Annotated in this window: 24 protein-coding genes; 7 read left to right on the top strand and 17 right to left on the bottom strand. The window is 58.6% G+C overall.

Going from position 1 to position 23,858, the window contains the following annotated elements; translation table 11 throughout:
• Nucleotides 1–187 precede the first annotated feature (187 nt).
• Complete coding sequence (locus AC2FIO_RS15245) at nucleotides 188–1,045, top strand: DUF2189 domain-containing protein (protein ID WP_109313012.1); 858 nt, start codon at nucleotides 188–190, stop codon at nucleotides 1,043–1,045.
• 35 nt (nucleotides 1,046–1,080) lie between these two features.
• On the opposite strand, the gene AC2FIO_RS15240 is transcribed toward AC2FIO_RS15245, so the two are convergent.
• The gene (locus AC2FIO_RS15240; RefSeq protein ID WP_496698678.1) at nucleotides 1,081–2,067 is read right to left on the bottom strand and encodes an NAD(P)H-quinone oxidoreductase; all 987 of its coding nucleotides are present in this window, start codon (nucleotides 2,065–2,067) and stop codon (nucleotides 1,081–1,083) included.
• Nucleotides 2,068–2,122: 55 nt separating this feature from the next.
• Nucleotides 2,123–2,815: a COQ9 family protein gene (locus AC2FIO_RS15235; RefSeq protein ID WP_496698676.1), complete on the bottom strand. Its 693-nt coding sequence runs from the start codon at nucleotides 2,813–2,815 to the stop codon at nucleotides 2,123–2,125.
• Between the two features lie 111 nt (nucleotides 2,816–2,926).
• On the opposite strand from AC2FIO_RS15235, the gene rpsU reads away from it, so the two are divergent.
• Nucleotides 2,927–3,133, top strand: coding sequence for a 30S ribosomal protein S21 (rpsU, locus tag AC2FIO_RS15230; RefSeq protein WP_005614280.1), 207 nt, complete (start codon nucleotides 2,927–2,929; stop codon nucleotides 3,131–3,133).
• Nucleotides 3,134–3,426: 293 nt separating this feature from the next.
• On the top strand, nucleotides 3,427–4,599 hold the full coding sequence (locus tag AC2FIO_RS15225; protein WP_496698674.1) for a CAP domain-containing protein: 1,173 nt from the start codon (nucleotides 3,427–3,429) through the stop codon (nucleotides 4,597–4,599).
• Between the two features lie 60 nt (nucleotides 4,600–4,659).
• Here the strand turns inward: AC2FIO_RS15225 and ppk2 are convergent, their stop codons facing one another.
• Entirely contained in the window at nucleotides 4,660–5,577 is a 918-nt protein-coding gene (gene ppk2 / locus AC2FIO_RS15220; protein WP_058273692.1) for a polyphosphate kinase 2, read from the bottom strand.
• Between the two features lie 289 nt (nucleotides 5,578–5,866).
• On the opposite strand from ppk2, the gene AC2FIO_RS15215 reads away from it, so the two are divergent.
• Complete coding sequence (locus AC2FIO_RS15215) at nucleotides 5,867–6,706, top strand: CPBP family intramembrane glutamic endopeptidase (RefSeq protein ID WP_496698672.1); 840 nt, start codon at nucleotides 5,867–5,869, stop codon at nucleotides 6,704–6,706.
• Between the two features lie 3 nt (nucleotides 6,707–6,709).
• On the opposite strand, the gene AC2FIO_RS15210 is transcribed toward AC2FIO_RS15215, so the two are convergent.
• Nucleotides 6,710–7,168 (bottom strand): Lrp/AsnC family transcriptional regulator, encoded by a 459-nt coding sequence (locus AC2FIO_RS15210; RefSeq protein WP_058278916.1) that lies wholly within the window; start codon nucleotides 7,166–7,168, stop codon nucleotides 6,710–6,712.
• 138 nt (nucleotides 7,169–7,306) lie between these two features.
• On the opposite strand from AC2FIO_RS15210, the gene ald reads away from it, so the two are divergent.
• Nucleotides 7,307–8,425, top strand: coding sequence for an alanine dehydrogenase (gene ald, locus AC2FIO_RS15205; protein WP_108860695.1), 1,119 nt, complete (start codon nucleotides 7,307–7,309; stop codon nucleotides 8,423–8,425).
• 193 nt (nucleotides 8,426–8,618) lie between these two features.
• Here the strand turns inward: ald and AC2FIO_RS15200 are convergent, their stop codons facing one another.
• Complete coding sequence (locus AC2FIO_RS15200; RefSeq protein WP_472724642.1) at nucleotides 8,619–9,431, bottom strand: mechanosensitive ion channel family protein; 813 nt, start codon at nucleotides 9,429–9,431, stop codon at nucleotides 8,619–8,621.
• Between the two features lie 211 nt (nucleotides 9,432–9,642).
• Between AC2FIO_RS15200 and AC2FIO_RS15195 the strand changes: the two genes are divergently transcribed.
• On the top strand, nucleotides 9,643–10,341 hold the full coding sequence (locus AC2FIO_RS15195; protein WP_496698669.1) for a glutathione S-transferase family protein: 699 nt from the start codon (nucleotides 9,643–9,645) through the stop codon (nucleotides 10,339–10,341).
• On the opposite strand, the gene AC2FIO_RS15190 is transcribed toward AC2FIO_RS15195, so the two are convergent.
• The 12 genes from AC2FIO_RS15190 to AC2FIO_RS15135 all read right to left on the bottom strand — a co-directional run bounded on the left by AC2FIO_RS15190 (nucleotide 10,322) and on the right by AC2FIO_RS15135 (nucleotide 22,828).
• Nucleotides 10,322–11,929 (bottom strand): GMC family oxidoreductase, encoded by a 1,608-nt coding sequence (locus AC2FIO_RS15190; RefSeq protein WP_496698667.1) that lies wholly within the window; start codon nucleotides 11,927–11,929, stop codon nucleotides 10,322–10,324. The two genes, AC2FIO_RS15195 and AC2FIO_RS15190, sit on opposite strands and share 20 nt — an antisense overlap.
• Before the next feature lie 73 nt (nucleotides 11,930–12,002).
• Nucleotides 12,003–12,449 carry a YtoQ family protein gene (locus AC2FIO_RS15185; protein WP_496698665.1) on the bottom strand — a complete coding sequence of 149 codons (447 nt, stop codon included), beginning with the start codon at nucleotides 12,447–12,449 and terminating at the stop codon, nucleotides 12,003–12,005.
• An 81-nt stretch (nucleotides 12,450–12,530) separates the two neighbouring features.
• The gene (gene pheT / locus AC2FIO_RS15180) at nucleotides 12,531–14,927 is read right to left on the bottom strand and encodes a phenylalanine--tRNA ligase subunit beta (RefSeq protein WP_496698663.1); all 2,397 of its coding nucleotides are present in this window, start codon (nucleotides 14,925–14,927) and stop codon (nucleotides 12,531–12,533) included.
• A gap of 88 nt (nucleotides 14,928–15,015) precedes the next feature.
• On the bottom strand, nucleotides 15,016–15,447 hold the full coding sequence (locus AC2FIO_RS15175; protein WP_496698662.1) for a cupin domain-containing protein: 432 nt from the start codon (nucleotides 15,445–15,447) through the stop codon (nucleotides 15,016–15,018).
• A 41-nt stretch (nucleotides 15,448–15,488) separates the two neighbouring features.
• Nucleotides 15,489–16,283 carry a CE1 family esterase gene (locus tag AC2FIO_RS15170; protein WP_496698660.1) on the bottom strand — a complete coding sequence of 265 codons (795 nt, stop codon included), beginning with the start codon at nucleotides 16,281–16,283 and terminating at the stop codon, nucleotides 15,489–15,491.
• Nucleotides 16,284–16,653: 370 nt separating this feature from the next.
• Nucleotides 16,654–16,965: a hypothetical protein gene (locus tag AC2FIO_RS15165; protein ID WP_496698659.1), complete on the bottom strand. Its 312-nt coding sequence runs from the start codon at nucleotides 16,963–16,965 to the stop codon at nucleotides 16,654–16,656.
• 8 nt (nucleotides 16,966–16,973) lie between these two features.
• A complete protein-coding gene (gene pheS / locus AC2FIO_RS15160; protein WP_282169857.1) occupies nucleotides 16,974–18,047 on the bottom strand; it encodes a phenylalanine--tRNA ligase subunit alpha in 1,074 nt (357 codons plus the stop codon).
• 65 nt (nucleotides 18,048–18,112) lie between these two features.
• The gene (locus AC2FIO_RS15155; protein ID WP_496698656.1) at nucleotides 18,113–19,234 is read right to left on the bottom strand and encodes a Hint domain-containing protein; all 1,122 of its coding nucleotides are present in this window, start codon (nucleotides 19,232–19,234) and stop codon (nucleotides 18,113–18,115) included.
• A gap of 64 nt (nucleotides 19,235–19,298) precedes the next feature.
• Nucleotides 19,299–20,669 (bottom strand): glutamate--cysteine ligase, encoded by a 1,371-nt coding sequence (locus AC2FIO_RS15150; RefSeq protein ID WP_058273615.1) that lies wholly within the window; start codon nucleotides 20,667–20,669, stop codon nucleotides 19,299–19,301.
• 64 nt (nucleotides 20,670–20,733) lie between these two features.
• The gene (locus AC2FIO_RS15145) at nucleotides 20,734–21,261 is read right to left on the bottom strand and encodes a hypothetical protein (protein ID WP_282169859.1); all 528 of its coding nucleotides are present in this window, start codon (nucleotides 21,259–21,261) and stop codon (nucleotides 20,734–20,736) included.
• Nucleotides 21,258–22,106 carry a GNAT family N-acetyltransferase gene (locus AC2FIO_RS15140; protein ID WP_496698654.1) on the bottom strand — a complete coding sequence of 283 codons (849 nt, stop codon included), beginning with the start codon at nucleotides 22,104–22,106 and terminating at the stop codon, nucleotides 21,258–21,260. Before AC2FIO_RS15140 ends, AC2FIO_RS15145 begins: the two co-directional genes overlap by 4 nt.
• Nucleotides 22,103–22,828, bottom strand: a complete 726-nt coding sequence (locus tag AC2FIO_RS15135; RefSeq protein WP_109312972.1) for a 16S rRNA (uracil(1498)-N(3))-methyltransferase — start codon at nucleotides 22,826–22,828, stop codon at nucleotides 22,103–22,105. The genes AC2FIO_RS15140 and AC2FIO_RS15135 overlap by 4 nt, the downstream gene beginning before the upstream one ends.
• A 12-nt stretch (nucleotides 22,829–22,840) precedes the next feature.
• Between AC2FIO_RS15135 and ubiA the strand changes: the two genes are divergently transcribed.
• Nucleotides 22,841–23,803: a 4-hydroxybenzoate octaprenyltransferase gene (gene ubiA, locus AC2FIO_RS15130; RefSeq protein WP_496698651.1), complete on the top strand. Its 963-nt coding sequence runs from the start codon at nucleotides 22,841–22,843 to the stop codon at nucleotides 23,801–23,803.
• Nucleotides 23,804–23,858 lie beyond the last annotated feature (55 nt).

Genomic DNA, 23,858 nt, shown 5'->3' with positions numbered 1-23,858 from the left:
ACCTCCTGTTGCCTGACGCCAAGCTAACACGCCTGTGAAACAGGGCAATTGGTAGGTTTTTCCTGCCGCGCAACCACAACGGGAAAAACTGTGCTATACTGGGGCCTGAGCGTTGCCGGCTGGTCCGGCCAAAGGCAACCACCGCCGAATTCAACCCGTTGCGCACTGGCAAAGGGAGGGGATCAAGATGGCCAAAACAATAGGAAATCCGATCAGTTGGGCCGCCCGAAACATCGGCGCGACCGGCGATCATATTACCGAAAGCGTGCACCACATCGGCAGCGCGGACACCCGGCATCTGCCGCAGGTGCAAACACTGACGATGCAGGACCTGAAGGCCTGTTTGCAGGCCGGGTACAATGATTTTCTGGAAACACGGGCGGATGCGATTTTCATCATACTGGTTTACCCGATCGCAGGTCTGCTGATGTTCGGGTTCGGCCTTAATCGCAACATGGTTCCCCTTCTGGCACCGCTGATCATGGGTTTCGCACTAGTCGGTCCGATAGCAGCCGTGGGCCTTTACGAAATCAGCCGCAAACGCGAGCAAGGCGGCGAGGTCCATTGGCTGGACGCCTTGGGCGTCTTCCGGTCCCCGTCCTTCGGTGCAATTCTGGCCTTGGGGTTCTATCTGGTCATGCTGCTGCTGATTTGGCTGATGGTCGCGCAGAGCATCTATGTGCATACGCTTGGGCCTGATCTGCCCACCTCACTCGGGGCTTTCGTGACTCAGGTATTCACCACCGGCGCAGGCTGGTCCATGATCATTTTCGGCAATGCGATCGGGTTTCTATTCGCGCTGGTCGCATTAGCCATGAGCGTCGTCAGCTTTCCATTGCTGTTGGACCGTCCTGTCGGGCTGCCGGTGGCGGTCGTGACGTCCGTCCGGGTGTTGCGGCATAACCCTGGTGTCATTTTGGCATGGGGGTTCATCGTAGCGGCCCTGTTGATCATCGGAGCCATCCCGATGCTATTGGGGCTGATCGTTGTCATGCCAGTCCTGGGCCATGCAACCTGGCATCTTTACCGCCGTGCAGTGGTCTGATCGAAAAAAGCGCGGGATATACCCGCGCCAGAGTTTTAACCAGCGACCTTGAGAACAATCTTGCCGATATGGCCCGAGCTTTCCATCCGCGCATGGGCAGCTGCCGCCTCGGCCAGGTCAAATTCACTGTCCATGACGGGGGCCACCTTCCCAGCCTCCAGCAATGGCCAAACAGCCTCGCGCAGATCCTGCGCTATCTTTGCTTTTGCCAGATCGCTTTGCGGACGCAAGGTGCTGCCAGTCAGGGTCAGGCGTTTGACCATCATCATCGCAAAGTTCAACTCGACCTTCGGACCTTGCAGGAACGCGATCTGAACCAGACGCCCATCTTCGGCCAGGGCTTTGACGTTGCGGGGGATGTAATCGCCGCCGACCATGTCGAGGATCAGGTTCGCCCCACCCTCAGCCCGCATGACGCCCACGAAGTCCTCATCCCTGTAATTGATCGCCTTCTCGGCCCCGAGGTTCACACAGGCCTCGCATTTCTCAGCAGATCCGGCGGTTGCAAACACCCGCGCACCAAACGCGTTCGCCAGCTGGATCGCTGTTGTGCCAATGCCACTAGACCCACCATGCACCAGAAGACGCTCACCTGCCTTCAGACCGCCCCGCGTGAAAACGTTGGACCACACAGTAAAGAAGGTTTCGGGCAGGCACGCGGCCTCTTTCATCCCCATTCCCGAAGGAACTGGCAGACAATGCGCAGCGGGTGTGGCCACATATTCCGCATATCCGCCACCGGGCAGCAAAGCACAGACCTGATCGCCGATGGCCAGACTCTCGACCCCGGCACCAACGGCAACAACTTCACCCGATGCTTCAAGCCCCGGCAAATCGCTGGCACCCTGCGGCGGATCATAGGCCCCGGCACGCTGCAGCGCATCCGGGCGGTTCACACCCGCATAGGCCACTTTCAGGATCACCTGTCCGGCTTTTGGTTCCGGCACCGGGCGTTCCGTCAGTTGCAGAACATCCGGACCACCGGGTTTGGTGATTTCGACAGCGCGCATCATCTGGGTCATGGGCAAATCTCCTTTGCCCAATGCCTAGCAGGCAATTTCTGGAAGGCCCAGACGCTTACTTGCGCGGGTTCAACATACCCGGCAAATCAGCCCGTATCTTTGTCGGCGCTTTTACCTGACCAGCCAACCAGTTCGGCACCGCCAAAAACGGTTTCAACAACGGGTTGTCATTCACCTGCGCCTTGATCTTTTCGAACTGCATAACGTTGTCTATCCGCCGATCCAGAAACTCCCAGGTTTTCTGGTGATCGGGGGAATCGTCGCCCAGCCAGAACAGCAGAGTCGAAGAATAGACGCCCGACAACGTCGCCCGTTTCGTGTACCAGTTCACGTCGTCCGAGGAATCGCCCAGCGTGTCCCAGATCAGATCGCAGGTCTGCCACAAGGCTTTTGCCCCATCGGCTGCGTGGGTGGGCAGCGAAAACAACGTCATACCCCGGCGAACAAGCTCTTTGTCCGGAACCGCCTCAAGCCGGAACCGAACTGCAGCGGCGATTCGCTCGCGGAACTTCAACTCACTCAGGTCCGAGGACTTCAGCCGATCCTCCATCGCCGCGTCGCCGCGCGCGTGAAAGGCCAGCGCCAGATCAACCGCGCCACGGGGACAAATCGCGCGCGCCAGCGTGTCATCCATATCGCAATCCAAGATAGCTGCACGAAAGCTGGCTTCGGACCAGCCGTCAAACGGCACATGGATCAAAATCGCGTCCAACAATTGCTGCTTGGTGTCTTCATATGTGGTGGTCATGGCGGTTCTCCGGTTCTGGGGACCAGTACTAGACAAGATAGAACGGCTTTGCTATACGGCCAATTCCTGCAATTTCCTTGCAACTCTATCTAGAAAGGTGGTGACAACCACATGCAGGTTAGTGTTCGCGACAATAACGTCGATCAGGCGCTTCGTGCCCTGAAGAAAAAGCTGCAGCGCGAAGGCGTGTTCCGCGAAATGAAGCTTAAGCAACATTTCGAGAAACCGTCCGAGAAAAAAGCGCGCGAGAAAGCTGAAGCGATCCGCCGTGCCCGTAAACTGGCACGTAAGAAAGCACAGCGCGAAGGTTTGCTCTAAAACCTCGCTCGTCCAGCTTTGGATGACACTATTTGACGACCCCCGAGGCATCGCCCGGGGGTTTGTCGTTTTTAGGGTCGGATGATTTATGCCGACTCGGGCCGCCCACGCGCGACAAGCTGCCATTTCCCTCTCAGCAACATTTTGCCCGGCATTTTGCAGCGCAGCGAATCCCGTGGCGGTAGCACTGACCCGCCAAAACTCGCCTCTGAACACGCCATCCCTATGAAGGCCGTATCGAGCCTTTGTAACTGGCGCCGTCTACCACGACAAAAAACCAATCGGAGGCAAAAATGTCGACTGCAAGTAGTATCGAACAAGAAATGCTGGCGCTGATTAACCAAGAGCGCACATCCCGCGGGCTGGACCCCCTACAGCTTGAAACGCGGCTGAACGACTCGTCCGAGGATCACAGCGAATGGATGCTGGAAACGGACAGGTTCAGCCACACCGGCTCGGGTGGTTCCAGCGCCACGCAGCGGATGGAAATGGCCGGATTCGACTTCTCGGGCAACTGGCGGTCGGGTGAAAACATCGCCTGGCAATCCGAGCGCGGCGCGCCAGGCATCAGCGATGACGTCGCGCAGCTTCATCAGAACCTGATGAACAGCCCCGGTCACCGCGCCAATATTCTGAACCCGGATTTCAAATATATCGGAATCGGCATTGAAACCGGCGACATGCAGGGTTTCGACGCTGTGATGGTGACGCAGAACTTTGCTGCCACCCAGGGTGAAGTCATGCTCGACAACGGCTCTGCCACTCCGCCGGCGCCGACGCCACCGGTTGAAGAAACCCCGCAGCCCGAAGAGCCGGTTGCCGAAGTGCCAGAACCCGAGGTTACCGAGCCTGAGGAACCCGTAGCCGAAACGCCGGATACCGACACCGAGGAACCGGCACCAGAAACGCCTGACACCGATGTCACCGAGACCGAAGAACCGGAGCCCGAAACGCCCGACACCGACGTCACCGAGACCGAAGAACCAGAACCAGAAACGCCCGACACTGACGTCACCGAGACCGAAGAGCCGGAGCCTGAAACGCCCGACACCGACGTCACCGAGACCGAAGAGCCGGAACCTGAAACGCCCGACACCGACGTCACCGAGACCGAAGAGCCGGAGCCTGAAACGCCCGACACCGACGTCACCGAGACCGAAGAGCCGGAGCCTGAAACACCTGGAACCGAAGAACCGGAAGAAGTCGCCTGTTTTGACGTTCAGGAGTTTCTTGCCGAGATCCGGGCATTCGTCCAATCGATTCAGGCGCAGTTCGACCAGTTTGATTGGAACGACACAGACTATGCCGATGCGGAACCCGAAACCGACGATTTCGATATGGTGATGACCGGCGGTGACAATCCTGTCGACGATGTTGAAACTTGCTCTGATATGACCGGCGACAATTCAGGTGATGTCTTTGTGTTCAACTATTATGATTTCGACTGCATGATGGACGCCGCTTAACGGATACTACGGTGCGGGGCGGGGGCGACCCTGCCTCGCACCAAATTCCACTTCAACAGTTCAATAGACCTTTGGAACATACAGATCGTCCGGCAGAATCCGGCGTTCATATTCCGGGTTGTACTTTCGATCCGGCAGATCGACCTTTTCCTGCGGCACATCCGAATACGGGATCTTGGTCAGCAGGTGTTCAATGCAATTCAGGCGCTCGCGCTTTTTGTCATTGCCTTCGACGATGTACCAGGGCGCTTCGGGTATGTTCGTGCGAAACAACATGTCCTCCTTGGCCTTGGTGTAGGATTCCCACCGAATGCGCGATTCCAGATCCATCGGCGACAGCTTCCACTGCTTCATCGGATCGTGAATGCGCATCAGGAATCGCAACTGCTGTTCTTCGTCGGTGATCGAGAACCAATATTTCAGCAGGATGATCCCCGACCGCACCAGCATCCGTTCGAATTCAGGAACGTCCTGAAAGAACTGTTCGACCTGATCTTCACTGGCAAAACCCATGACCCGTTCGACGCCCGCACGGTTGTACCAGGACCGGTCGAACAGAACGATTTCGCCAGCTGCTGGCAGATGCGGCACGTAGCGTTGGAAATACCACTGGCTTTGTTCCCTGCGACTGGGTGCGGGCAACGCAACCACGCGCGCAACACGTGGGTTCAGGCGCTGGGTAATCCGCTTGATTACCCCCCCTTTACCGGCACTGTCGCGACCTTCGAACAGGATGCACACTTTGGCACCGGTGTGTTGAACCCAATCCTGAACCCTGATCAGTTCGGCCTGCAATCGCAGCAAGTTCTGGAAATAGACCTTGCGGTCCAGCATGTCCGGATGCTGTTCCTTATAGATCTTGCGAACTTCCATCGACAGCATCGGCTCGCTGAATTCGATTTCGAAATCTTCGTCCAGCGTGTCTTCGAGCTCGGCTTCCAGCCAGTCTTTTGGGGCGTCATTGTGTTGGTAAGCCAAGATCTGCTCCTTATCAGTCAACGGGTTCCGACCATACCCAGAGAGTGTGACCGCCTGATGTCATCAGAAATAATTGATGAACGCTCCGCGCCGGTTCAATTTCAAGTTGGTGCGGGGCCGTAAAACAGGCAGACGTTCGGTCATTCCTATAATTGAACCGACCTGCGCCTAGATACAAGCGTCTGATTTGACGCAACGCTGGCAGTAAGGCACAGGCTGATCCTTGCACGGCCTTGCCATTTGGGGGTGTCCGACGGCATCAATACGCACCTGAATACATGAGAGAGCCGTGGCGCATTTTGTATCCCTTCTGCCATTGATATGGCCCTGGTCCATACTGATCGCCGGCATGGTCAGTGCGGCCTCGGGCCGGCGGCAACTTGGCCTGACGCTGCTGTTGGTGTTTGGTCTTGCCGCCCTCGCCATGGGGCTGGTCACGCCTTTGGCTGTTGGAGTTGTTGCTGCCGGATTGTTGGGGGCTGCGGCCCTGAACCATCTTACAGGCACCGGCGCGGCGGTTGGCCACGTCATGTTGATCGGCTGGTGTCTTGCATTGGGCGCGCATCTGGTGCCCGGTTTTCAAAACCTGCTGGTACTGGACCGGGTCTACGCCGGGCCGGACAGTTCGGCGTTTTCAATGTACTTGAATCTGGACAAGCCAATGGTGCTGTTCGCGGTCCTGCTGGCCTGCCCGGGAATGACCGATTTAGCGAGACCTGTCCGGAGAACACCGTTGCTGGTGGGCCTTGCGACCTTGCCCGCCCTCTTCACCGTTGGGCTGGCCGCGCAGGCCATCCGGCCAGAGCTCAGCCTGCCGCCTTGGTGGCTGATTTTTGCATTGTCGAACCTGTTTCTGACCTGCTTGACGGAAGAGGCTTTTTTCCGCGGATACCTGCAGTCGCTTATTGCTTCCAAACTTGGTGCAGCACTTGGTGTGACTCTGGCCAGCTTTCTGTTTGGTCTGGCGCATTTTGCAGGGGGTCCGGCCTTGGTCACCTATGCCGCGATTCTTGGCGCGGCCTGTGGTTTGGGATTGTATGCGACCGGTCGGTTGTGGGTACCCGTTCTGATGCATTTCGGCTTCAATGCCGTGCATCTGTTCCTGTTCACCTACCCGGCCCCAGCCTGACGGTCACACCGGTAAGGCCGTCGTCTTAAACACAGTGCGCAAAGCAAATGAGCTTTGCATTTGCGCCACGCCGGGCAAACGCGACAGGTACTGACGGTGAATTCGGGCGAAATCCTCGGTGTTCTCGGCGACAACCTTCAGAATATAGTCCGCCGTCCCCGCCATAAGATGACACTCCAGAACGTCGGGAATACGCGCCACCGCCTTTTCAAACGCATCCAGCAGCTCCTCCGCCTGACCCTGCAAGGTAATCTCAACAAACACGGTGGTCGGGACGTTCATCTTGCGTGCATCCAGCAGCGCAACATAGTTTCGGATATACCCTTCGGCCTCAAGCCGTTGGACACGCCGGTGACACGCCGACGGCGACAGATTCACCTGATCTGACAGCTCGGCATTCGACATCCTGCCGTTTCTCTGCAGGGCGGCCAGAATCTTTCTATCGGTCGTATCGAGGCTCATACGCGCAAGTCCTTTGCAAGAAATTCCAATAATACCGAAGATTCTCGCAAAGAAAACCCGAATGACGGGCAGAGTTTCACAGAAATTGCATCCCGAATTGCACATAATTTGGGCAGTTTATGAATGGAGGAGCGAGAAATGAAAATCGGTTGCCCCAAGGAAATCAAACCCCAGGAATTCCGTGTTGGGATGACCCCCAACGCTGCGCAAGAAGCTGTTGCGCGCGGCCACGAGGTCATCATTGAAACCAATGCCGGCATGGGTTCCGGCTTTGACAACGACTCGTATGTTGCCGCAGGTGCGCGCATCGTCGACACCGCAGAAGAAGTTTTTGCGACCGCGGACATGATCGTAAAGGTCAAAGAACCCCAGGCGGTCGAGCGCAAGATGCTGCGTGAAGGCCAGCTGCTGTTCACCTACCTGCACCTGGCACCTGATCCAGACCAGACCCACGACCTGTTGGCGTCGGGTTGCACGGCGATTGCCTATGAAACCGTAACAGATTCCAAAGGCGGCCTGCCGCTGCTGGCCCCGATGTCCGAAGTTGCAGGTCGTCTGGCACCTCAGGTCGGTTCGTGGACCCTGCAAAAGGCCAATGGCGGCCGCGGTGTTCTGATGGGTGGCGTTCCCGGTGTTGGCCCAGCCAAAGTCATCGTGATCGGCGGCGGTGTTGTTGGTACCCACGCAGCCAAGATCGCGGCCGGCATGGGCGCTGACGTCACCGTTCTGGACCGGTCTCTGCCACGCCTGCGTTACCTCGACGACGTCTTTGGCGGCACGTTCAAAAGCCAGTACTCGACAGCCGGCGCAACGGCCGAGCTGATCCAGGAAGCCGACATGGTCATCGGTGCGGTTCTGATCCCCGGCGCTGCGGCACCCAAGCTGATCTCGCGCGCGCAGCTGTCCACCATGAAACCCGGTGCGGTTCTGGTTGATGTTGCGATCGACCAGGGCGGCTGCTTTGAAACCTCCAAAGCGACCACCCATGCTGACCCGATCTATGAAGTGGACGGAGTCATGCACTACTGCGTAGCCAACATGCCGGGCGCGGTTGCGCGGACTTCGACCATCGCATTGGGTAACGCGACCATGCCGTTCCTGCTGGCACTGGCGGGTAAAGGCTGGAAGAAAGCATGTCAGGACGACCCGCATTTGCTGGCAGGTCTGAACGTCCATGCCGGTCAGCTGACTTACGAAGCTGTTGGTACGGCGCTGGGTCTGGACGTTGTCTCGCCCGAGGCAATCGTCAACGCCTGAAGCACTCCCGCCCCTGTAAGGAGCCGCTGAAGCGGCTGCTTTGCAGCGTTGGGCATGGCGGCGCGCCTTTGGCGCGCCGCTTTTCTTTTGATCGAACGACTTTTGCACCAAAAAAAAACGCCGCGCTAAAAGCGCGGCGCCGGGCCCAAACGGAGGAGGGCATTTCCAATGCCCGCTCGACGGGCGGGAGGGTTTAGCCCTCTTTCCGAATTTCCACGGTATGTGGGTACGGAATCGACACACCCTTGGCGTCAAACGCCTCTTTCACGGCCTTAGTGATCTCAAACTTCAGGTCCCAATAATCGGCGGCATTGCACCACAGGCGTGCGGTCAGATCGACCGAGCTGTCGCCCAAGTTGGTCACGCGCACCCACGGCTCTGGATCTGAGTGAATTCGGTCATCGGCCTTCGCGACATCCAGAATGATCTTCATCGCCTCATCAGCGCTGTCACCGTAGTCAATGCCGAACACCAGATCGACACGCCGCGTGTCATGCGCCGAGTAGTTTGTGATGATCGATCCCCAGGATTGTCCGTTGGGAACGATGATCTGCACGTTATCCGGCGTCACCAGCTCGGTCGTGAACAGGTTCAGATCCTTAACAGTGCCTGCGGTGCCGCCGATATCAACATACTGACCCAGCTTGTAAGGGCGGAAGACAACCAGCATAACGCCCGCAGCAAGATCGCTCAGCGTTCCTTGAAGGGCTAAACCAATGGCCAGAGAAGCAGCACCCAAAATGGCGACGATGCTTGTCGCCTGAATGCCAAAGATGCCCAGCACTGCAACCAGTACCATGGCCAATATGACCCATTTCACCAGACTGGCGACGAAATTCCCAAGCGTCTGATCAATATGCGGTGTCGCATTGATCCTGCGCCGGACTACACCGGCAATGGCGCCAGCAATGATCCATCCAAGGATCAGTACTACCAGCGCTTTGACTGCGCTTATGATCAGCGGGGCAAAGGCACCCACCTGTGTTACGACATCATCCACGCGCATCTCCTTTCGATTCACGGCAAACCCGCGTCTCTCAGCGCGGGATTGGCGGAATAGTGATCCATAAGCGCGCTTCGGTCTAGGTGTGAGATACGCAGGTTTTCCCCGTTGTTCTCACGCACACAGCCCCTGACCTTGTATGCACAGCTCGGATACTGGCAAGACTGGGCAGGTGTACCTACCTATTGCTGGCAACCCATGACAGGAGCCCCCCATGCTGGATACCGCCTCTCACCCGATAACGGCACGCTGGCCTGCGCAGTTTCCCGACAGGATTCAGCTCTATTCTTTCCCCACGCCGAACGGCGTCAAAGCGTCGATCATGCTGGAAGAAACCGGCCTGCCCTATGAAGCCCATCGGGTTACACTTTCGGACTCGGATGTCAAAAGCCCCGAATTCCTGTCATTGAACCCCAACAACAAAATCCCGGCGATCATCGACCCGAATGGTCCGGACGGAGAATCCATTGGCCTGTTCGAAAGCGGAGCGATCCTGATATATCTCGCCGAGAAAAGCGGCAAGTTTCTGGGTCAAACCAAAGCCGACAAATATCGCGTGATCCAATGGGTGATGTTCCAGATGGGCGGCATCGGTCCGATGTTCGGGCAACTGGGCTATTTTCACAAATTCGCAGGCAGCGAGATCGAAGACCCGCGCCCCCGTGAACGCTACGTGAACGAGGCCAAGCGATTGCTGAATGTCCTGAACCAACAGCTTGAAGGCCAGGATTGGATTGCCGGAGACTATTCGATTGCCGATATCGCAATCGCGCCTTGGCTGCGCGGGCTCGAATTCTACAATGCGCGCGACCTTGTTGGTTGGGAAGACCACGCCAATCTGGTGGCGTATCTCGACCGGTTCCTGAAGCGACCCGCGGTGCAAAAAGGCCTGGTTACGCCGCCCCGGGACTGATTGCTTCGGCGATCTTTTCGGCAATCATGATAGTGGGCGCATTGGTATTGCCGCCGACCAAAGTCGGCATGACTGAAGCGTCCACCACCCGCAGCCCCTCGACCCCATGAACCCGACCTTCGGTATCGACAACGGCCATATCGTCGATCCCCATCTTGCAGGTGCCCACCGGGTGATAGATCGTGTCGGCACGGCTGCGGATATCAGCTTCCAAGGCCTGATCACTGCCGTCATGGGCATAGAGCCGCTTTTTGCGCCAGGGTTCCAGCGGCTCGGATTCGAGAATTGACTCCATGATACGAGCCCCACGCTTCAACAGATCCAGATCGCGGTCATCACTGAGATAAGCCGGATCAATACGCGGCGGCTCTCCTGCCCGGTCCGAGGTTAGCCCAACGCTGCCCCTGCTGAACGGGCGCAACACACAGACATGGCACGAATACCCGTGCGGCAAGTGAATCTTGCGCATGTGGTCGTCAACGATTCCGACAACAAAGTGCAGTTGAAGATCCGGTTTGGAAACGGATGGATCAGATTTGAAGAACGCGCCGCCTTCGGCAAAGGGAGTCGCAAACAGCCCCTCTCCAGTGCGGCGCCAGGCCAACCCCGCCTTAGCCAGGTTCCATAGCCCGCCCGGGGTCAGCCCGATGACATCCTTACGTTTCGAATGATAGCTGAGGACATAGTCCAGATGGTCCTGCAGATTCTGACCAACGCCGGGCAAGTCGTGCAGAACAGGAATACCGTGCTGTTTCAACTCGGCCTCGGGCCCGATGCCGGACAACATCAGCAATTGTGGCGAACCAAAAGCACCCCCCGAAAGGATGACTTCACGGCGGGCGCGAACCTCGACGGCCTTACCTTTCTGACGCAGCAAAACCCCGGTTGCGCGCTTTTTGTCAAAAAGGATCTTCTGGGCTTCTGCCCCTGTCATGATTGTCAGGTTCGGCCGCGATTTGACGCCCCGCAAATAGGCCGCAGCCGCCGAGCAGCGTTCACCCTTATGCGCCCCGTCGTGGAACTGCGTGACCTGATACAGACCCGCGCCTTCCTGTGTCGGCCCGTTGAAATCCTTTGTCTTGCGAATTTGTTGCTGGCCGCAGGCCTCGACAAACGCATGAGAGATGGCACGCGGCTCAGACTGGTCCGACACCTGCAAGGGACCATCACCGCCATGGAGATCATCCGCACCGCGCGCGTTGCCCTCGGTCTTGCGGAAGTAAGGCAGGACATTCTTCCAATCCCAACCTTCGCACCCCAAATCCGCCCATTCATCATAGTCGCTGGGATGACCACGCACGTAAAGCATGGCGTTGATCGCCGATGAGCCCCCCAGCGCTTTGCCGCGTGGCTGAAACCCTTTCCGCCCATTCAACCCGGGCTGGCGCACCGTTTGAAAGGCCCAATTATTCAGCTTGGGTCGCCCCGACACCATTGCTGCCACCAGGGCCGGAGCCCGGATCACCAGGTCCTCACCCGCCCCGCCCGCTTCGATCAGGCAAACGCTTGTGTCTGGTTGTTCACTCAGCCGCGCGGCCATCACACAACCAGCGGACCCGCCGCCCACGATGACGTAATCGAATTCCATGGCTGCTCTCCCCTACTGCCCTATCAGACGGTAGAAAGCGCCCTGAAATCCGGCAAGCGAAACGTAGCGTGAGTTATTTTGGCAGGGCGCCCGTCAGAACATAGCGCAGCACATCAACCACTTGGCCCGGGTGCTCGGCCACGGCCAGCGCCGCAGCGTCCACTTCTTTCAGCGCGTGTTGGTGATCAGGGCCGTGCAGAACGATCAAGGACTTTCCCAAAGCCGCAGCATAACCCGCATCGAAGGCTGCATTCCACTGTTTGTACTTCTCGCCGAACCGGACCACGACCACATCGGCATCCGCAATACCCTTGCGGGTGCGGATCGCGTTGACCATCGCGCCCTTGTGGTCATGCCAATACTTGTTCGGCTCGGCCCCCAGAATGGCTACACCGCAATCGTCGCTGGCCGCGTGACCGGTGACCGGACTGTTGAAAGTGACATCCAAACCCTGAGCACCCTCAATGATCTGTTCCCGCCAGTCGGTGTGGATTTCGCCAGATAGGTAAACGTTCAGCATCTTTTGTCCTCCGCAAAAACAGAAAGGGCGCGACCGCCCCTTCATCTTTTCAAAAACACTCCCGCCAGCGGCGGCCAGGCATCACCCGCGCAGAATGCCGCCAGTCGCCTTGGTGACCTTCGCGATGATTTTCTCAGCCACCGCTTCGATGTCTTTTTCCTTCAGCGTCGCATCCGTCGGCTGCAGGCGCACGGTAATGGCCAGTGATTTCTTGCCTTCACCCAGGCTGCCGCCAATGAATTCGTCAAAGACGCGGACGTCCTCGACCAAAGCTTTGTCGGCGCCGGCTGCGGCGTTCACCAGTGTCAGCGCCTCGACACTCTCGTCGACGACGAATGCAAAGTCACGCTCGACCGCCTGCAAATCACGCAGTTCAAGCGCGGCGCGGGTAGCGCCGGATTTACGCGGCAGAGGCACCTCTTCTGGCCAGATGGTGAAGGCCATCGCCGGGCCTTTGATGTCCATCGCCTGCAACACCCGTGGATGCAGTTCGCCAAAGACACCCAACACCTTTTTGGGACCCAGACAAATTTTGCCGTGACGTCCCGGATGCCACCAGGCGTCACCGTCGCGCAGGACCTGCACCTTGGCGGGTGCACCAATGGCCGTCAGCACGGCCTCGGCATCTGCTTTGGCATCGAACACGTCAACTGGGCGCGAGGCACCGTGCACGTCCTTGGGGCCGTTGCGACCGACAAGCAGCCCGGTAATCTGGGTTTTCTGATCGCCAGGTTCGCCGTCATGGAAAACCGGGCCAACCTCGAACAGCGCGACATCTGCATACCCTCGCGCCTGATTACGGGCGGCGGCCTGCAGCAGACCGGGCAGCAGATCCGGGCGCATATGGCTCATCTCGGACGAGATCGGATTTTCCAACTGCGTCGCTTCATCCCCGCCACCGAACAAGGCAGCCGAAGCCTGATCGATGAACGTATAGCTGACGCATTCATTGTACCCCAGCGCCGCACAAGTGCGACGCGCCATCGACTGCCGCCGCTGCGTCGGGGTCATCACCGCCTTGGGAATACCATCCGTCACACGCGGCAGCGGCTTGCCCTGCAGTTTGGTCAGGGATGCGATACGCGCGACCTCTTCCACCAAATCAGCTTCGCCCATGATATCGGGGCGCCAGCTGGGGACATGCGCCATCTCGCCTTCCAGACGGAAACCTAGGCGGGTTAGGGTCTGGCGTTGCTCGCTTTCCGGAATGTCCATGCCCACCAACGACTGCACACGTTCAGCATCCAGCTTGTAGGCGCGCGAGTGATCCGGTGCCTTGCCAGCTTCGACCACTTTCGAGGCTTCGCCACCGCAGATATCCAGGATCATCTGCGTCGCATGTTCTAACCCTTCCAGCGTGTATTCAGGGTCCACGCCACGTTCGAACCGATAACGCGCGTCCGAGTTGATCTTGAGCGCACGGCCGGTCAACGCGATCTGCACATGATTCCAAAACGCGCTTTCAAGGAACACATTCACGGTGTCCTCGGTACAGCCGGTTTCCTCACCGCCCATGATCCCGGCAATCGACTCCGGGCCCTTATCGTCCGAAATCACCATCATACCGGGCTGCAGAGTGTATTCTTTCTCGTCCAGGGCAACCAGCTTTTCAACGCCTTTGGCACGGTGAACGCGCAGGTTGCCCTGCACCTTGTCCGCATCGAAAACGTGCAGCGGGCGGTTCTGGTCGAACGTCATATAGTTGGTGATATCCACCAATGCCGAGATCGGACGCAGGCCGATTGCCTTCAACTGATCCTGCAGCCATTGCGGGCTGGGGCCATTCTTGACCCCTTTGATCAAGCGGCCGGTGAAATGCGGCGCACCGTCCAGCGTATCCTCGTCGATCGTTACGTTGATCTGGCTTTCGAACTCACCCGGCACCGGTGTATAGCCGCGTTCTTTCAGCGTACCGACGCCACGTGCAGCCAAATCGCGAGCGATCCCGGCCACGCCCAGCGCGTCGGGGCGGTTCGGCGTGATCGCGATCTCGATCATCGTATCAACTTTCGCCGGCTCGTTCTCGGCCAGCCAGTCGACGAATTTGTCACCGACTTCGCCCGAGGGCAGCTCGATGATGCCGTCATGTTCTTCTGACAGCTCCAGCTCCCGCTCCGAGGCCATCATGCCAAAGCTTTCGACGCCGCGGATCTTGCCCACGCTGATCGTCAGATCCAGACCGGGGATATACATGCCCGGCTTACAGACCACGACCGTGATACCTTCGCGTGCGTTGGGCGCGCCGCAGATGATCTGCAGATCGCCTTCGTCAGTCGCGACCGTGCAAACGCGCAGCTTATCCGCATCCGGGTGCTTTTCCGCGTGTTTCACATAGCCCAGCGTAAAGCCTGCCAGACGGTCCGCCGGGTTCACGATCTCTTCGACTTCCAGTCCAAGATCGGTCAGCGTCTCTGCAATCTCATCCACCGACGCATCGGTGTCGAGGTGGTCTTTCAGCCAGGAAAGAGTGAATTTCATCGGTCGGTATCCGCCAGTAAATCTAGGGTCAGACCGCGTTTAACGGATATTGCGGACAGGGGAAAGAGGGTGCGGGGGGCTTGGGCGCCTACTCTTCCGCGACCGTGTTGGAAACGCCCTCTGCACCGGCAAACACGGCTAGGATCCGTGCGATATCTTCACCTGAATTCACCCCTGCATGAGGGGAGCGGAATGCCTCAACCAGCGCATCACCGGTTTTGTAGGTTTTGGTCCCGGCATCCCCGTAATCCACGGTGATTTCACCCTCTAGCATGTAAGCCGCCAATGGGGCCTCATGCCGGTGCCAGCCGGTTTTTTGGCCGGGCTGCATGGTAACGATGGCCATGGTTATCTTCGCCTTGCCTTCGGGGTATTCCAGCGGTTCACCAATCACGGACTTACCGGTCTGCAACAGAACCTCAACCGGCGGATACGTATCGCGCGCCAGAACAGGTGTGGTTGCAAGGATCAGGGCGCTTAGCAGCAAGGTTCGCATCGGGCAGTTCCATTTTCGGATCATTCCGGGCAACCAGGCTGGAAATACCCGTCCAAGTCAAATGATCAGGGGTATGTCGGTTCACGCCCCAACAGTTCATCCAACTGCCGCCCAATCCAGCCATGCGGGATGAAATGCCCGCCGGGATGCGTATCCAGTGATACCTGCCCCTGCGCACAATCGGTCCATTCCACCCGGCTGAGTGTCAGGATCGGCACAACACTCCAATCCCCGCGCGGCGTCGCTGTTTCACACCCGAATTTCTGCCGCCACAGCGCCACTGGATAAGTCGTGTCCCCGCCCGGCCCAAAGGGGAAATCCATTACGGTGTCGCTGGTCCCGTGCACATGGCGCACCTCGGCCGGGGCTTGCGGGCAGTGCTCGGTCTGACGGATCGACCCCGCGACCGCCAGCAAGGCAGCCGTGTCATTGCCTGACTGGCACACATAGCGCCACGCCATCGCACCACCAAAGGAATAGCCCGATACATAGATGCGGTCCGGGTCAATTGGATAGCGTTTGGCCACATCCTCAAGCACCCGGTCGGCAAAGGGGACATCGCGCGTGTCCGAGGTCCAGAAATCCCAGCTTTTGCCCAACCCGTTCGGGGCCACCAACAACACGCCGCGCAGTTTCGTGGCCCCGGCGATGCGTTCGTGGTTCACCACCACCGTTCCCTGCCGCGCCCAGCCGTGAAAATGCAGCAACACCGGCAAAGGCGTTTCGCCATCCCAGCCGTCGGGCTCCAGCACATGATAGGAACGGTCGCCGACCTGACAGGCGGTATCACCGTGGCAGGTATCCACGGCAGCGGCGTGGGTGGCGATCAGCAGAAAGAGGAAGAGCAGTCGGTAAATCATCTGCCGAACCCTAGCGAGCCTGCGCCCGCTGTCACGTCACAACCCCGTGGGAGATTGTGACAAGCCGCGCCTATTTTTTTGAACGATCAATTAGCTTCTTAGTTTTCCACAACTGTGCATCTCTGTCTCGCGCCGCTTGATCTCGTTTTTCCCAAACCTTCTGATTTGCCATCATGAAAAGGAGTGAAAATGGCGAAGACGCAAATAAAATTAGAGCGCTCAACCATCCTGGCAGAAAACTCGCAAGCACACAAAAGAGAACGAACCATCCAAAGAGAATCACATTTCCCACCCAGCGACTATTTCGGGAAGAGAGCGCGAAACTCCAATCATAGAATTTCGAAAAATAAAGCCCTAGTAGATACACTATCTACCACCACTTCCAAAAACCGCTGTTCCGTCTATTGATCAGGTCGTGGGTTTTCTCTCTTTGGAATCTGTCGCGCAGGAGGAAACTTCCTATCCGCACGAATTCAAGCCCAGCAATAAGAATGCCTGGCAGAAACAGAAACGCGGACGCAAAAAATGCGATCAGGACGGCGGCAGAGTTGCTTTCCCAAACCCACGATGCGAGCGTTGGCAACACAAACAGCGCAAGAATCAAGCATAACAGCCAAAGCAACGGGTAGTTGGAAACCCTACGTTTCCACCAATCGCGATACGCTGTTAGCCAGTCGTCCAATGATCCCCCTAACGGCTCAAACCACCATGCAGGTTCGGCATATCCAGCGCCGCAAACCCATAATGGCGCAGCCAGCGCAGGTCGGAATCAAAGAACGCGCGCAGGTCAGGAATGCCGTATTTCAGCATCGCCAGACGGTCGATGCCGATGCCAAAGGCAAAGCCCTGATAGACGTCCGGGTCTATACCACCGGCGGCGATCACCTTGGGGTGGACCATGCCGGAACCCAGAATCTCCATCCAGTCGTCGCCCTCGCCGATCTTCAGCTGACCGTTATCCCAGGAACAGCGGATATCGACCTCAGCCGACGGCTCGGTGAAGGGGAAGTGCGAAGCGCGGAAGCGCAGTTCGACATCGTCGACCTCGAAGAACGCCTTCACGAACTCTTCCAGAACCCATTTCAGGTTCGCCATCGAGATGTCCTTGTCGATGGCCAGACCTTCGACCTGATGGAACATCGGGGTGTGGGTCTGGTCATAGTCGGCGCGGTATACGCCGCCCGGACAAATGATGCGGATCGGCGCGCCCTGTTTCTCCATCGAGCGGATCTGGACCGGCGACGTATGAGTGCGCAACACGTGCGGCGGGCGATTATCGCCCTCGGCACGGTGCATATAAAACGTATCCATCTCGGCCCGCGCGGGGTGGTGGCCGGGGATGTTCAGGGCGTCGAAATTATGCCAGTCGGTCTCAATCCGCGGCCCTTCGGCCACCGAGAAACCCAGTTCGGCAAAGATCGCGGTCAGCTCCTCAGTCGCTTGGCTGACCGGGTGGATCGAGCCCTGACGGCGCGCGCGGGTCGGCAGGGTGACGTCCAGCCATTCGGTGCGCAGGCGTTCGTCCAGCGCGGCATCGGCCAAAGCGGCTTTCTTGGCGGACAGGGCCGAGTTGATCTCATCCTTCAGGGCATTCAGTGCGGGGCCAGCGACCTGGCGTTCCTCGGGCGTCATCTTGCCCAGCTCGCGCATTTTCAGCGCGACTTCGCCCTTTTTGCCGACAGCCGCGACACGGATCGCTTCGAGCGCGTTTTCGTCGCCTGCATCGGCGATCTGACCCAGATATTTTCCCTTAAGATCGTCCATGACAGTTCCCTGAATGCTGTTGAAGCTCTGCTATCACAGCAGTCTGCGAAAGCAAGAGGGGCGGATCAGATCGCCCGCAGCATTGCCACTTGTGGGCCGCACCGGACCGGGCGAACGGTCGGGCCATAAGTTTGCGGCTGATCCAAAAGCTCGGGGAACAGGGCGAACAGCTCGTCTGCGGCTTCGCGGTCAAGACTCGACAGGCCCTGAGCCCCGGGAAAGAAGCTTTCCGAGATCAGGCCAGAGGTCGACACCAGTTGATGCTGGTCAAAGAACAGATGAACATAGTGAACATGGTCGCAAGGCGCGGATGTGATGGTCGTGTCATTGACCATTGATTTGGCCGCGACAAGGACCTCATCTTCTCCGAACAGCAGCTGCGCCTGCCAACCTGAGACCAGCAGGCGGTGTTGCGGCGAGACGTAAATGTCCCTTTCCGCCCCCAACGCGCCGGAACGGATGCGAACGGGTGCAAAACGACCCCGTCCTGAAACAGTGCAGCCACCGGCCCAGCGAATGATGCAAGCACCATCGTCCTGCGTTAGCACCAGGTCACCCGGCCCCAGAGTTTCAACCCTGCGCGGGCCGTCTGGCGTGTCGACCAACGTGCCAGCCGCGAAACACGGCGCGCCTGAATCGCCGGGTGAGAGCGGCGCATGCACAAGTGTGTCCGGGTTGGGCTGATTGAATTGCAGGGTCGTTGTGGTTTGGTTCGGCCCGACAAGAACCGGCAGATTTTCCGAAGTTTCCCCGGCGGCTAACCCATTTTGAGCGACGATATCAGTGGTGCCGCCACCGATATCGTAGAAATCGATGACCTCATTCGTCGACGTATTGGTCAGCGCATAGGCTTCATAGTTGGTAGAGCCGCCGCCATTGGGATCGGTCAGCAGGATCGGAAAGAAATCCGCTGAAATCACAAAGACCTGTTCGTTATTGTCAGGGTCTGTCGAGACCTGAACCGACGGGTGATCCAGCGGAATTTCGATCCCGACCTGACCATTCGCCTGATAGAAGGACACAGTGAAATTGGCCGGATCCTCATCGGATCTCAGCGCAACCTCTAGGAACTCGGACACTCCGCTTTGGGCGGCGTAGGCATTGGAATAATGCAGTTCGCTGATACGGGCCATGACGCCATCACGCTCGGGAATATCCCGCCAATCATACTCGAAGGACCCCGCCACATGGCAAGGTCACATCGCGTTAATTGGCAAATACTCTCCTAAAGGCAACAGACCTAAAAGACGGTCAGTAACTGAAATCGGGATAAATCCGGGTCAGATCGCCGTTCCAGTCGCCGTTATAGTGATCCAACAATTCATCCGCCGGAACCTTGCCGGTTTCGATACTGTCCTTGAGCGCATTCAGGAAATGCGTCTCATCCGGTACCAACCCACCTGCACCGGGAAAGGCGCGGGATTTCAGGCCGGCTTGGGCGATCGAAACCACCTCACCAGCCAGATCGTGCATGTTGATATCGCCGACCTGCGCCTGCAAACCGTCCCGGGCCGCGGCAACCCGCAGCTCTTCGCGCGTTTCGGCGTCCCAGCCTTTAACCAGATCCCAGGCCGCATCCAACGCACCCTGATCATAGGTCAGACCCACCCAGAATGCGGGCAAGGCACACAGGCGGCGCCATGGGCCACCATCGGCCCCGCGCATCTCCATGAACTTCTTGATCCGCGCCTCGGGGAAGGCTGTGGTCAGGTGATCCGCCCAGTCTGACAAAGTCGGCGTTTCGCCCGGCAATGCAGGCAGTTTGCCTTGCAGAAAGTCACGGAAGGACTGGCCCAGCGCGTCGATATACTTGCCGTCGCGATAGACGAAATACATCGGCACATCCAAGGCGTACTCGACCCAAGCCTCGAACCCGAACCCGTCTTCGAACACAAAGGGCAGCATACCGGTGCGCGCATCATCCAGATGACGCCAGATATAGCTGCGCCAGCTTTTCTGACCGTTGGGTTTCCCCTCAAAGAACGGCGAATTGGCAAACAGTGCGGTTGCCACCGGCTGCAACGCCAGCGCGACGCGCAGTTTCTGCACCATGTCAGCCTCGGATCCAAAGTCGATATTGACCTGAACCGTACACGTCCGGCGCATCATCGACCGGCCCATGGTGCCGACCTTTTCCATGTAGTCATTCATCAGCCGGTAACGCCCCTTGGGCATCAGCGGCATTTCCTCGTGGGTCCAGATCGGGGCGGCCCCAAGGCCGATGAAGCCGACACCGATCTTGTCCGCGATATCCTTCACATCACGCAGATGCGCGTTCACCTCGTCACAGGTTTCATGAATGGTCTCAAGCGGCGCGCCTGACAATTCCAACTGCCCACCGGGTTCCAGCGAGACATTGGCGCCGTCCTTTTCCAGCCCGATCAGCTTGCCGGCCTCTTCCACCGGGGCCCAGCCGTGCAGATCGCGCAGCCCCTGCAGCACCGCAAGAATGGAACGCTCACCCTCAAAGGGCAGCGGTTTCAGCGTATCTTTGCAATAGCCGAACTTCTCATGTTCGGTTCCGATGCGCCAATCCTGTTTGGGCTTGCAGCCCGATTCCAGATATTCGGCCAGTTGCTCATGGCGTTCGATCGGTCCGCCGCCGGACTGGGGAATGGACATGAACCGTGCTCCGATCCTGATGTGTCTGTCGTTTGGTCAGTCGTGGTCTTAAACCGCGCCAGTGTCAATGCAGCCTCAAATGGGCCGGACGTAGAGGAGTACGTTCCCAAATAACCACAGGATGCGTCGCGCCACCGTTTAGTTCCGACAGCATTTGTTCGGTTTTCAAGCCCGGAAGGGCCGAGAACACATCGAACAGCGCTTCGGCACCTTCCGCATTCACAGGAATGTGAAGCGTCGGCTGCCCCTGTTGATCCAAAATCCAATGCGCCGGGGACGATGTCGGGTCCAGCGCAAGGCGCTCGATTTCACGTGTCGCAACGATGCCGCCTGTCAGCGGCCCTAGGTAAGTGATCTGACCTTCATCGATTGTCACCAGACCGGGGCCACCTGCACCGGAACGGAACCGGGCGCGCTGAATGCCAATAACGGCCAGCGCCACCGAGACTGCGATCAGAACCCAGCCCAGCCAACCCAGCAATCCACCGGGTCCGCCGATCCAGCTGAGGCCGACCAACAAGACGACCCCTGCCACCAGCACTTCGCGCCAGCGCCACAGGGCCAGTTTGGCTTCGGGTCGGATGAAACTCATGCCGTGTCCTCGGGGTTTTTGAACAGAATCAGGGAATAGTGGCCTGCTGGCCGGAACCCAATTGCTATATAGGCACGCGCGGCAGCATCGCTAGCGGCAAACAGAACAGCGCGGGTTGCGCCGTTGCTGTGCGCCTCGCGTAGATGCAGCGCCACTGCTAGTCGCGCGTATCCATGCCCCCGAAGATCAGGCGGCGTGTACACGCCCCCAATCTGGACAACCTCTGGCAAACGCGAGTTGAACCCGGTCATTCCTACCGGCTGGTTATCCATCAACAAGGCCCGATGAGAATCGCGTTCGATATAGGCAGCGATATCTTTTTGTGCCTGAGGTTGCGCGCGTTCGGGGTCAAAGCCCATTGCTTCGATCAGATAGTCTTGCCGCCATCCCACTGTTAAGGATCGGTGCAGTTCATCCAGCGGCACCAGTTTCGCGCCGGTGGCGTCCGGCATGACAAGCCGATTCAGATCCAGCGAGAATCCCGGCTCGTCACTGTTTAGGGTTGCAGGCCGGTCTTCCCATCCCGCAAGCTGCATGATCCGATGTGCTTGAGTGGCCTCAGCCGCCAGACCGAACAACCTGCGCCCCCGGATCAGGCGAATCGCATGGCCCAGGTTTTCGTCCGAGCACTTAGGGCATTGCGGCAGGACCATACCTTCATTTGTGATCCCAAAAACTGCGCGCGGACCATCACCCAATGTCCACAAGTTCACGGCGCGCGGGTCTGAGCCGCGCAAGCCGAAATCCCGCAGGTTCGCCAGAGGGAACATGGACGTCTGGATGTGTTCGAACAGGAACCTGTCGATCTTTGAAACGTCTGCGCCTTGCGCTTCTTGCCAGTTCACACCCAGTCTCCCAGCGCCTGCTGCCACATGGTCAGCGCCGCCACGGCAGCCGTATCGGCGCGCAGGATGCGCGGGCCAAGGCTGACCACATGTGAATAAGGCAACGCGGCCAGCCTCGCGCGTTCACGCTCCGAAAACCCACCTTCGGGGCCGATGAGAATAGCCCAGGGTTGGTCCGTTTCATTGCCAGCCAACCGCAGGGCCGAGCCTACCTCGGCCTCATCGCAGAACATCAGTTGCCGCCCCTCGGGCCAGCTTTCCAAAACGCGATCCAATCGCTGCAGATCAGCCACCTCGGGCACAAATGTTCCACCGCATTGCTCGGTCGCCTCAACGGCGTGCGCCTGCAAGCGGTCCTGACGAATGCGTTCCGAATTGGTAAATTCCGTCTGCACCGGCATGATCCGCGCCGCACCCATTTCCGCTGCCTTTTCAACGATAAAGTCAGTGCGCGCCTTTTTGATCGGCGCGAACAGGAACCACAGGTCTGGAGGCAGTTGCAGCGGTTTGGATTGCTCAACGCAGGACAAGACGCCGCCCCGCTTGCCTGCCTCTATTACCTCGGCCAGCCACTCTCCGTCCTGCCCATTGAACAGCGCGACCTGTCCACCGACGGACAGGCGCATGACGCCAAACAGGTAATGGGCCTGCTCGCGCGTCAAAGGAACCGATTGCCCCTGACCCAGAGGGTGCTCTACATACAGTCTGATCTTTGCACTCATGAGACCTTACATATGCAAGGCAATGCCCCAACACCAGACGGTCAGGTTGCCGACGCTGTCAGCGGCAACTGGGTCGATACATATGCGCCCGCTTTCACCCGCCCCTACCTGCGCCTGAGCCGCGCTGACCGGCCCATCGGCACGTGGTTGCTGTTGATTCCCTGCTGGTGGGGATTGGCACTGGCCATCCTCAGCGACGGCACCCCGCGGTGGGAGGATCTGTGGATCGCCATCGGCTGCGCCTTCGGAGCCTTTCTGATGCGCGGTGCGGGTTGCACATGGAATGACATCACCGACCGCGAATTCGATGGTCAGGTCGAACGCACACGGTCCCGCCCAATCCCGTCCGGTCAGGTCAGCGTGCGCCAGGCCGTGATCTGGATGGGACTGCAATGCCTGCTGGCGCTGATGATTCTGTTGACATTCAGCCAGGCCGCAATTGCGATGGGCGTACTGTCGCTGTTGCCGGTGACGATCTACCCCTTTGCCAAGCGATTCACCTGGTGGCCGCAGGTGTTTCTGGGGCTGGCCTTCAACTGGGGCATCCTGCTGGCCTGGGCTGCCCACACGGGAACCGTGGGTATACCCGCAATCACGCTGTACCTAGCCGGGATCGCATGGACGCTGTTCTACGATACGATCTATGCCCACCAGGACGCCGAAGATGACGAACTGATCGGGATCAAGTCCACCGCCCGGCTGTTTGGCACCGACACTGCGCGATGGTTGAAGTATTTCCTGATGGCCACAGTGGCGCTTATGGGACTGGCAATCATCGACGCCGCGACGACCCAGGCGTCAATCATTGCCTTGGTAGTGGCCCTTGGCGGGCCTTGGGCGATGGGGTGGCACATGGCATGGCAATTGCGGGGGCTTGATATTGAGGACAACGCCAAACTGCTGCAATTGTTCCGCGCCAACCGCGACACCGGCCTTATTCCGCTGATCTTCCTTTGCGTCGCCTTGCTGCTCTGATTGCACCCGGGCCTAGGCCTCTGTAAGAGTTCTGAACACTCACCCGAGGAGTCGA

The organism is Ruegeria sp. CDSB086 (assembly GCF_059611065.1).
Note: the sequence above shows the minus strand (reverse complement) of the source record. Positions and strands in the feature narration are given on the sequence as shown.

Bases quoted from the DNA above. Each gene is read 5' to 3' on its own strand.
- AC2FIO_RS15225 (WP_496698674.1), top strand. From the start codon at position 3,427: ATGTCGACTGCAAGTAGTATCGAACAAGAAATGCTGGCGCTGATTAAC.
- rpsU (WP_005614280.1), top strand. From the start codon at position 2,927: ATGCAGGTTAGTGTTCGCGACAATAACGTCGATCAGGCGCTTCGTGCC.
- AC2FIO_RS15175 (WP_496698662.1), bottom strand. From the start codon at position 15,447: ATGATCCGAAAATGGAACTGCCCGATGCGAACCTTGCTGCTAAGCGCC.
- AC2FIO_RS15185 (WP_496698665.1), bottom strand. From the start codon at position 12,449: ATGCTGAACGTTTACCTATCTGGCGAAATCCACACCGACTGGCGGGAA.
- AC2FIO_RS15190 (WP_496698667.1), bottom strand. From the start codon at position 11,929: ATGGAATTCGATTACGTCATCGTGGGCGGCGGGTCCGCTGGTTGTGTG.
- AC2FIO_RS15240 (WP_496698678.1), bottom strand. From the start codon at position 2,067: ATGACCCAGATGATGCGCGCTGTCGAAATCACCAAACCCGGTGGTCCG.
- ubiA (WP_496698651.1), top strand. From the start codon at position 22,841: ATGCAAGGCAATGCCCCAACACCAGACGGTCAGGTTGCCGACGCTGTC.
- AC2FIO_RS15135 (WP_109312972.1), bottom strand. From the start codon at position 22,828: ATGAGTGCAAAGATCAGACTGTATGTAGAGCACCCTCTGGGTCAGGGG.
- pheT (WP_496698663.1), bottom strand. From the start codon at position 14,927: ATGAAATTCACTCTTTCCTGGCTGAAAGACCACCTCGACACCGATGCG.
- AC2FIO_RS15170 (WP_496698660.1), bottom strand. From the start codon at position 16,283: ATGATTTACCGACTGCTCTTCCTCTTTCTGCTGATCGCCACCCACGCC.
- AC2FIO_RS15145 (WP_282169859.1), bottom strand. From the start codon at position 21,261: ATGAGTTTCATCCGACCCGAAGCCAAACTGGCCCTGTGGCGCTGGCGC.
- ald (WP_108860695.1), top strand. From the start codon at position 7,307: ATGAAAATCGGTTGCCCCAAGGAAATCAAACCCCAGGAATTCCGTGTT.
- AC2FIO_RS15245 (WP_109313012.1), top strand. From the start codon at position 188: ATGGCCAAAACAATAGGAAATCCGATCAGTTGGGCCGCCCGAAACATC.
- AC2FIO_RS15195 (WP_496698669.1), top strand. From the start codon at position 9,643: ATGCTGGATACCGCCTCTCACCCGATAACGGCACGCTGGCCTGCGCAG.
- pheS (WP_282169857.1), bottom strand. From the start codon at position 18,047: ATGGACGATCTTAAGGGAAAATATCTGGGTCAGATCGCCGATGCAGGC.
- AC2FIO_RS15150 (WP_058273615.1), bottom strand. From the start codon at position 20,669: ATGTCCATTCCCCAGTCCGGCGGCGGACCGATCGAACGCCATGAGCAA.
- AC2FIO_RS15210 (WP_058278916.1), bottom strand. From the start codon at position 7,168: ATGAGCCTCGATACGACCGATAGAAAGATTCTGGCCGCCCTGCAGAGA.
- AC2FIO_RS15235 (WP_496698676.1), bottom strand. From the start codon at position 2,815: ATGACCACCACATATGAAGACACCAAGCAGCAATTGTTGGACGCGATT.
- AC2FIO_RS15200 (WP_472724642.1), bottom strand. From the start codon at position 9,431: ATGCGCGTGGATGATGTCGTAACACAGGTGGGTGCCTTTGCCCCGCTG.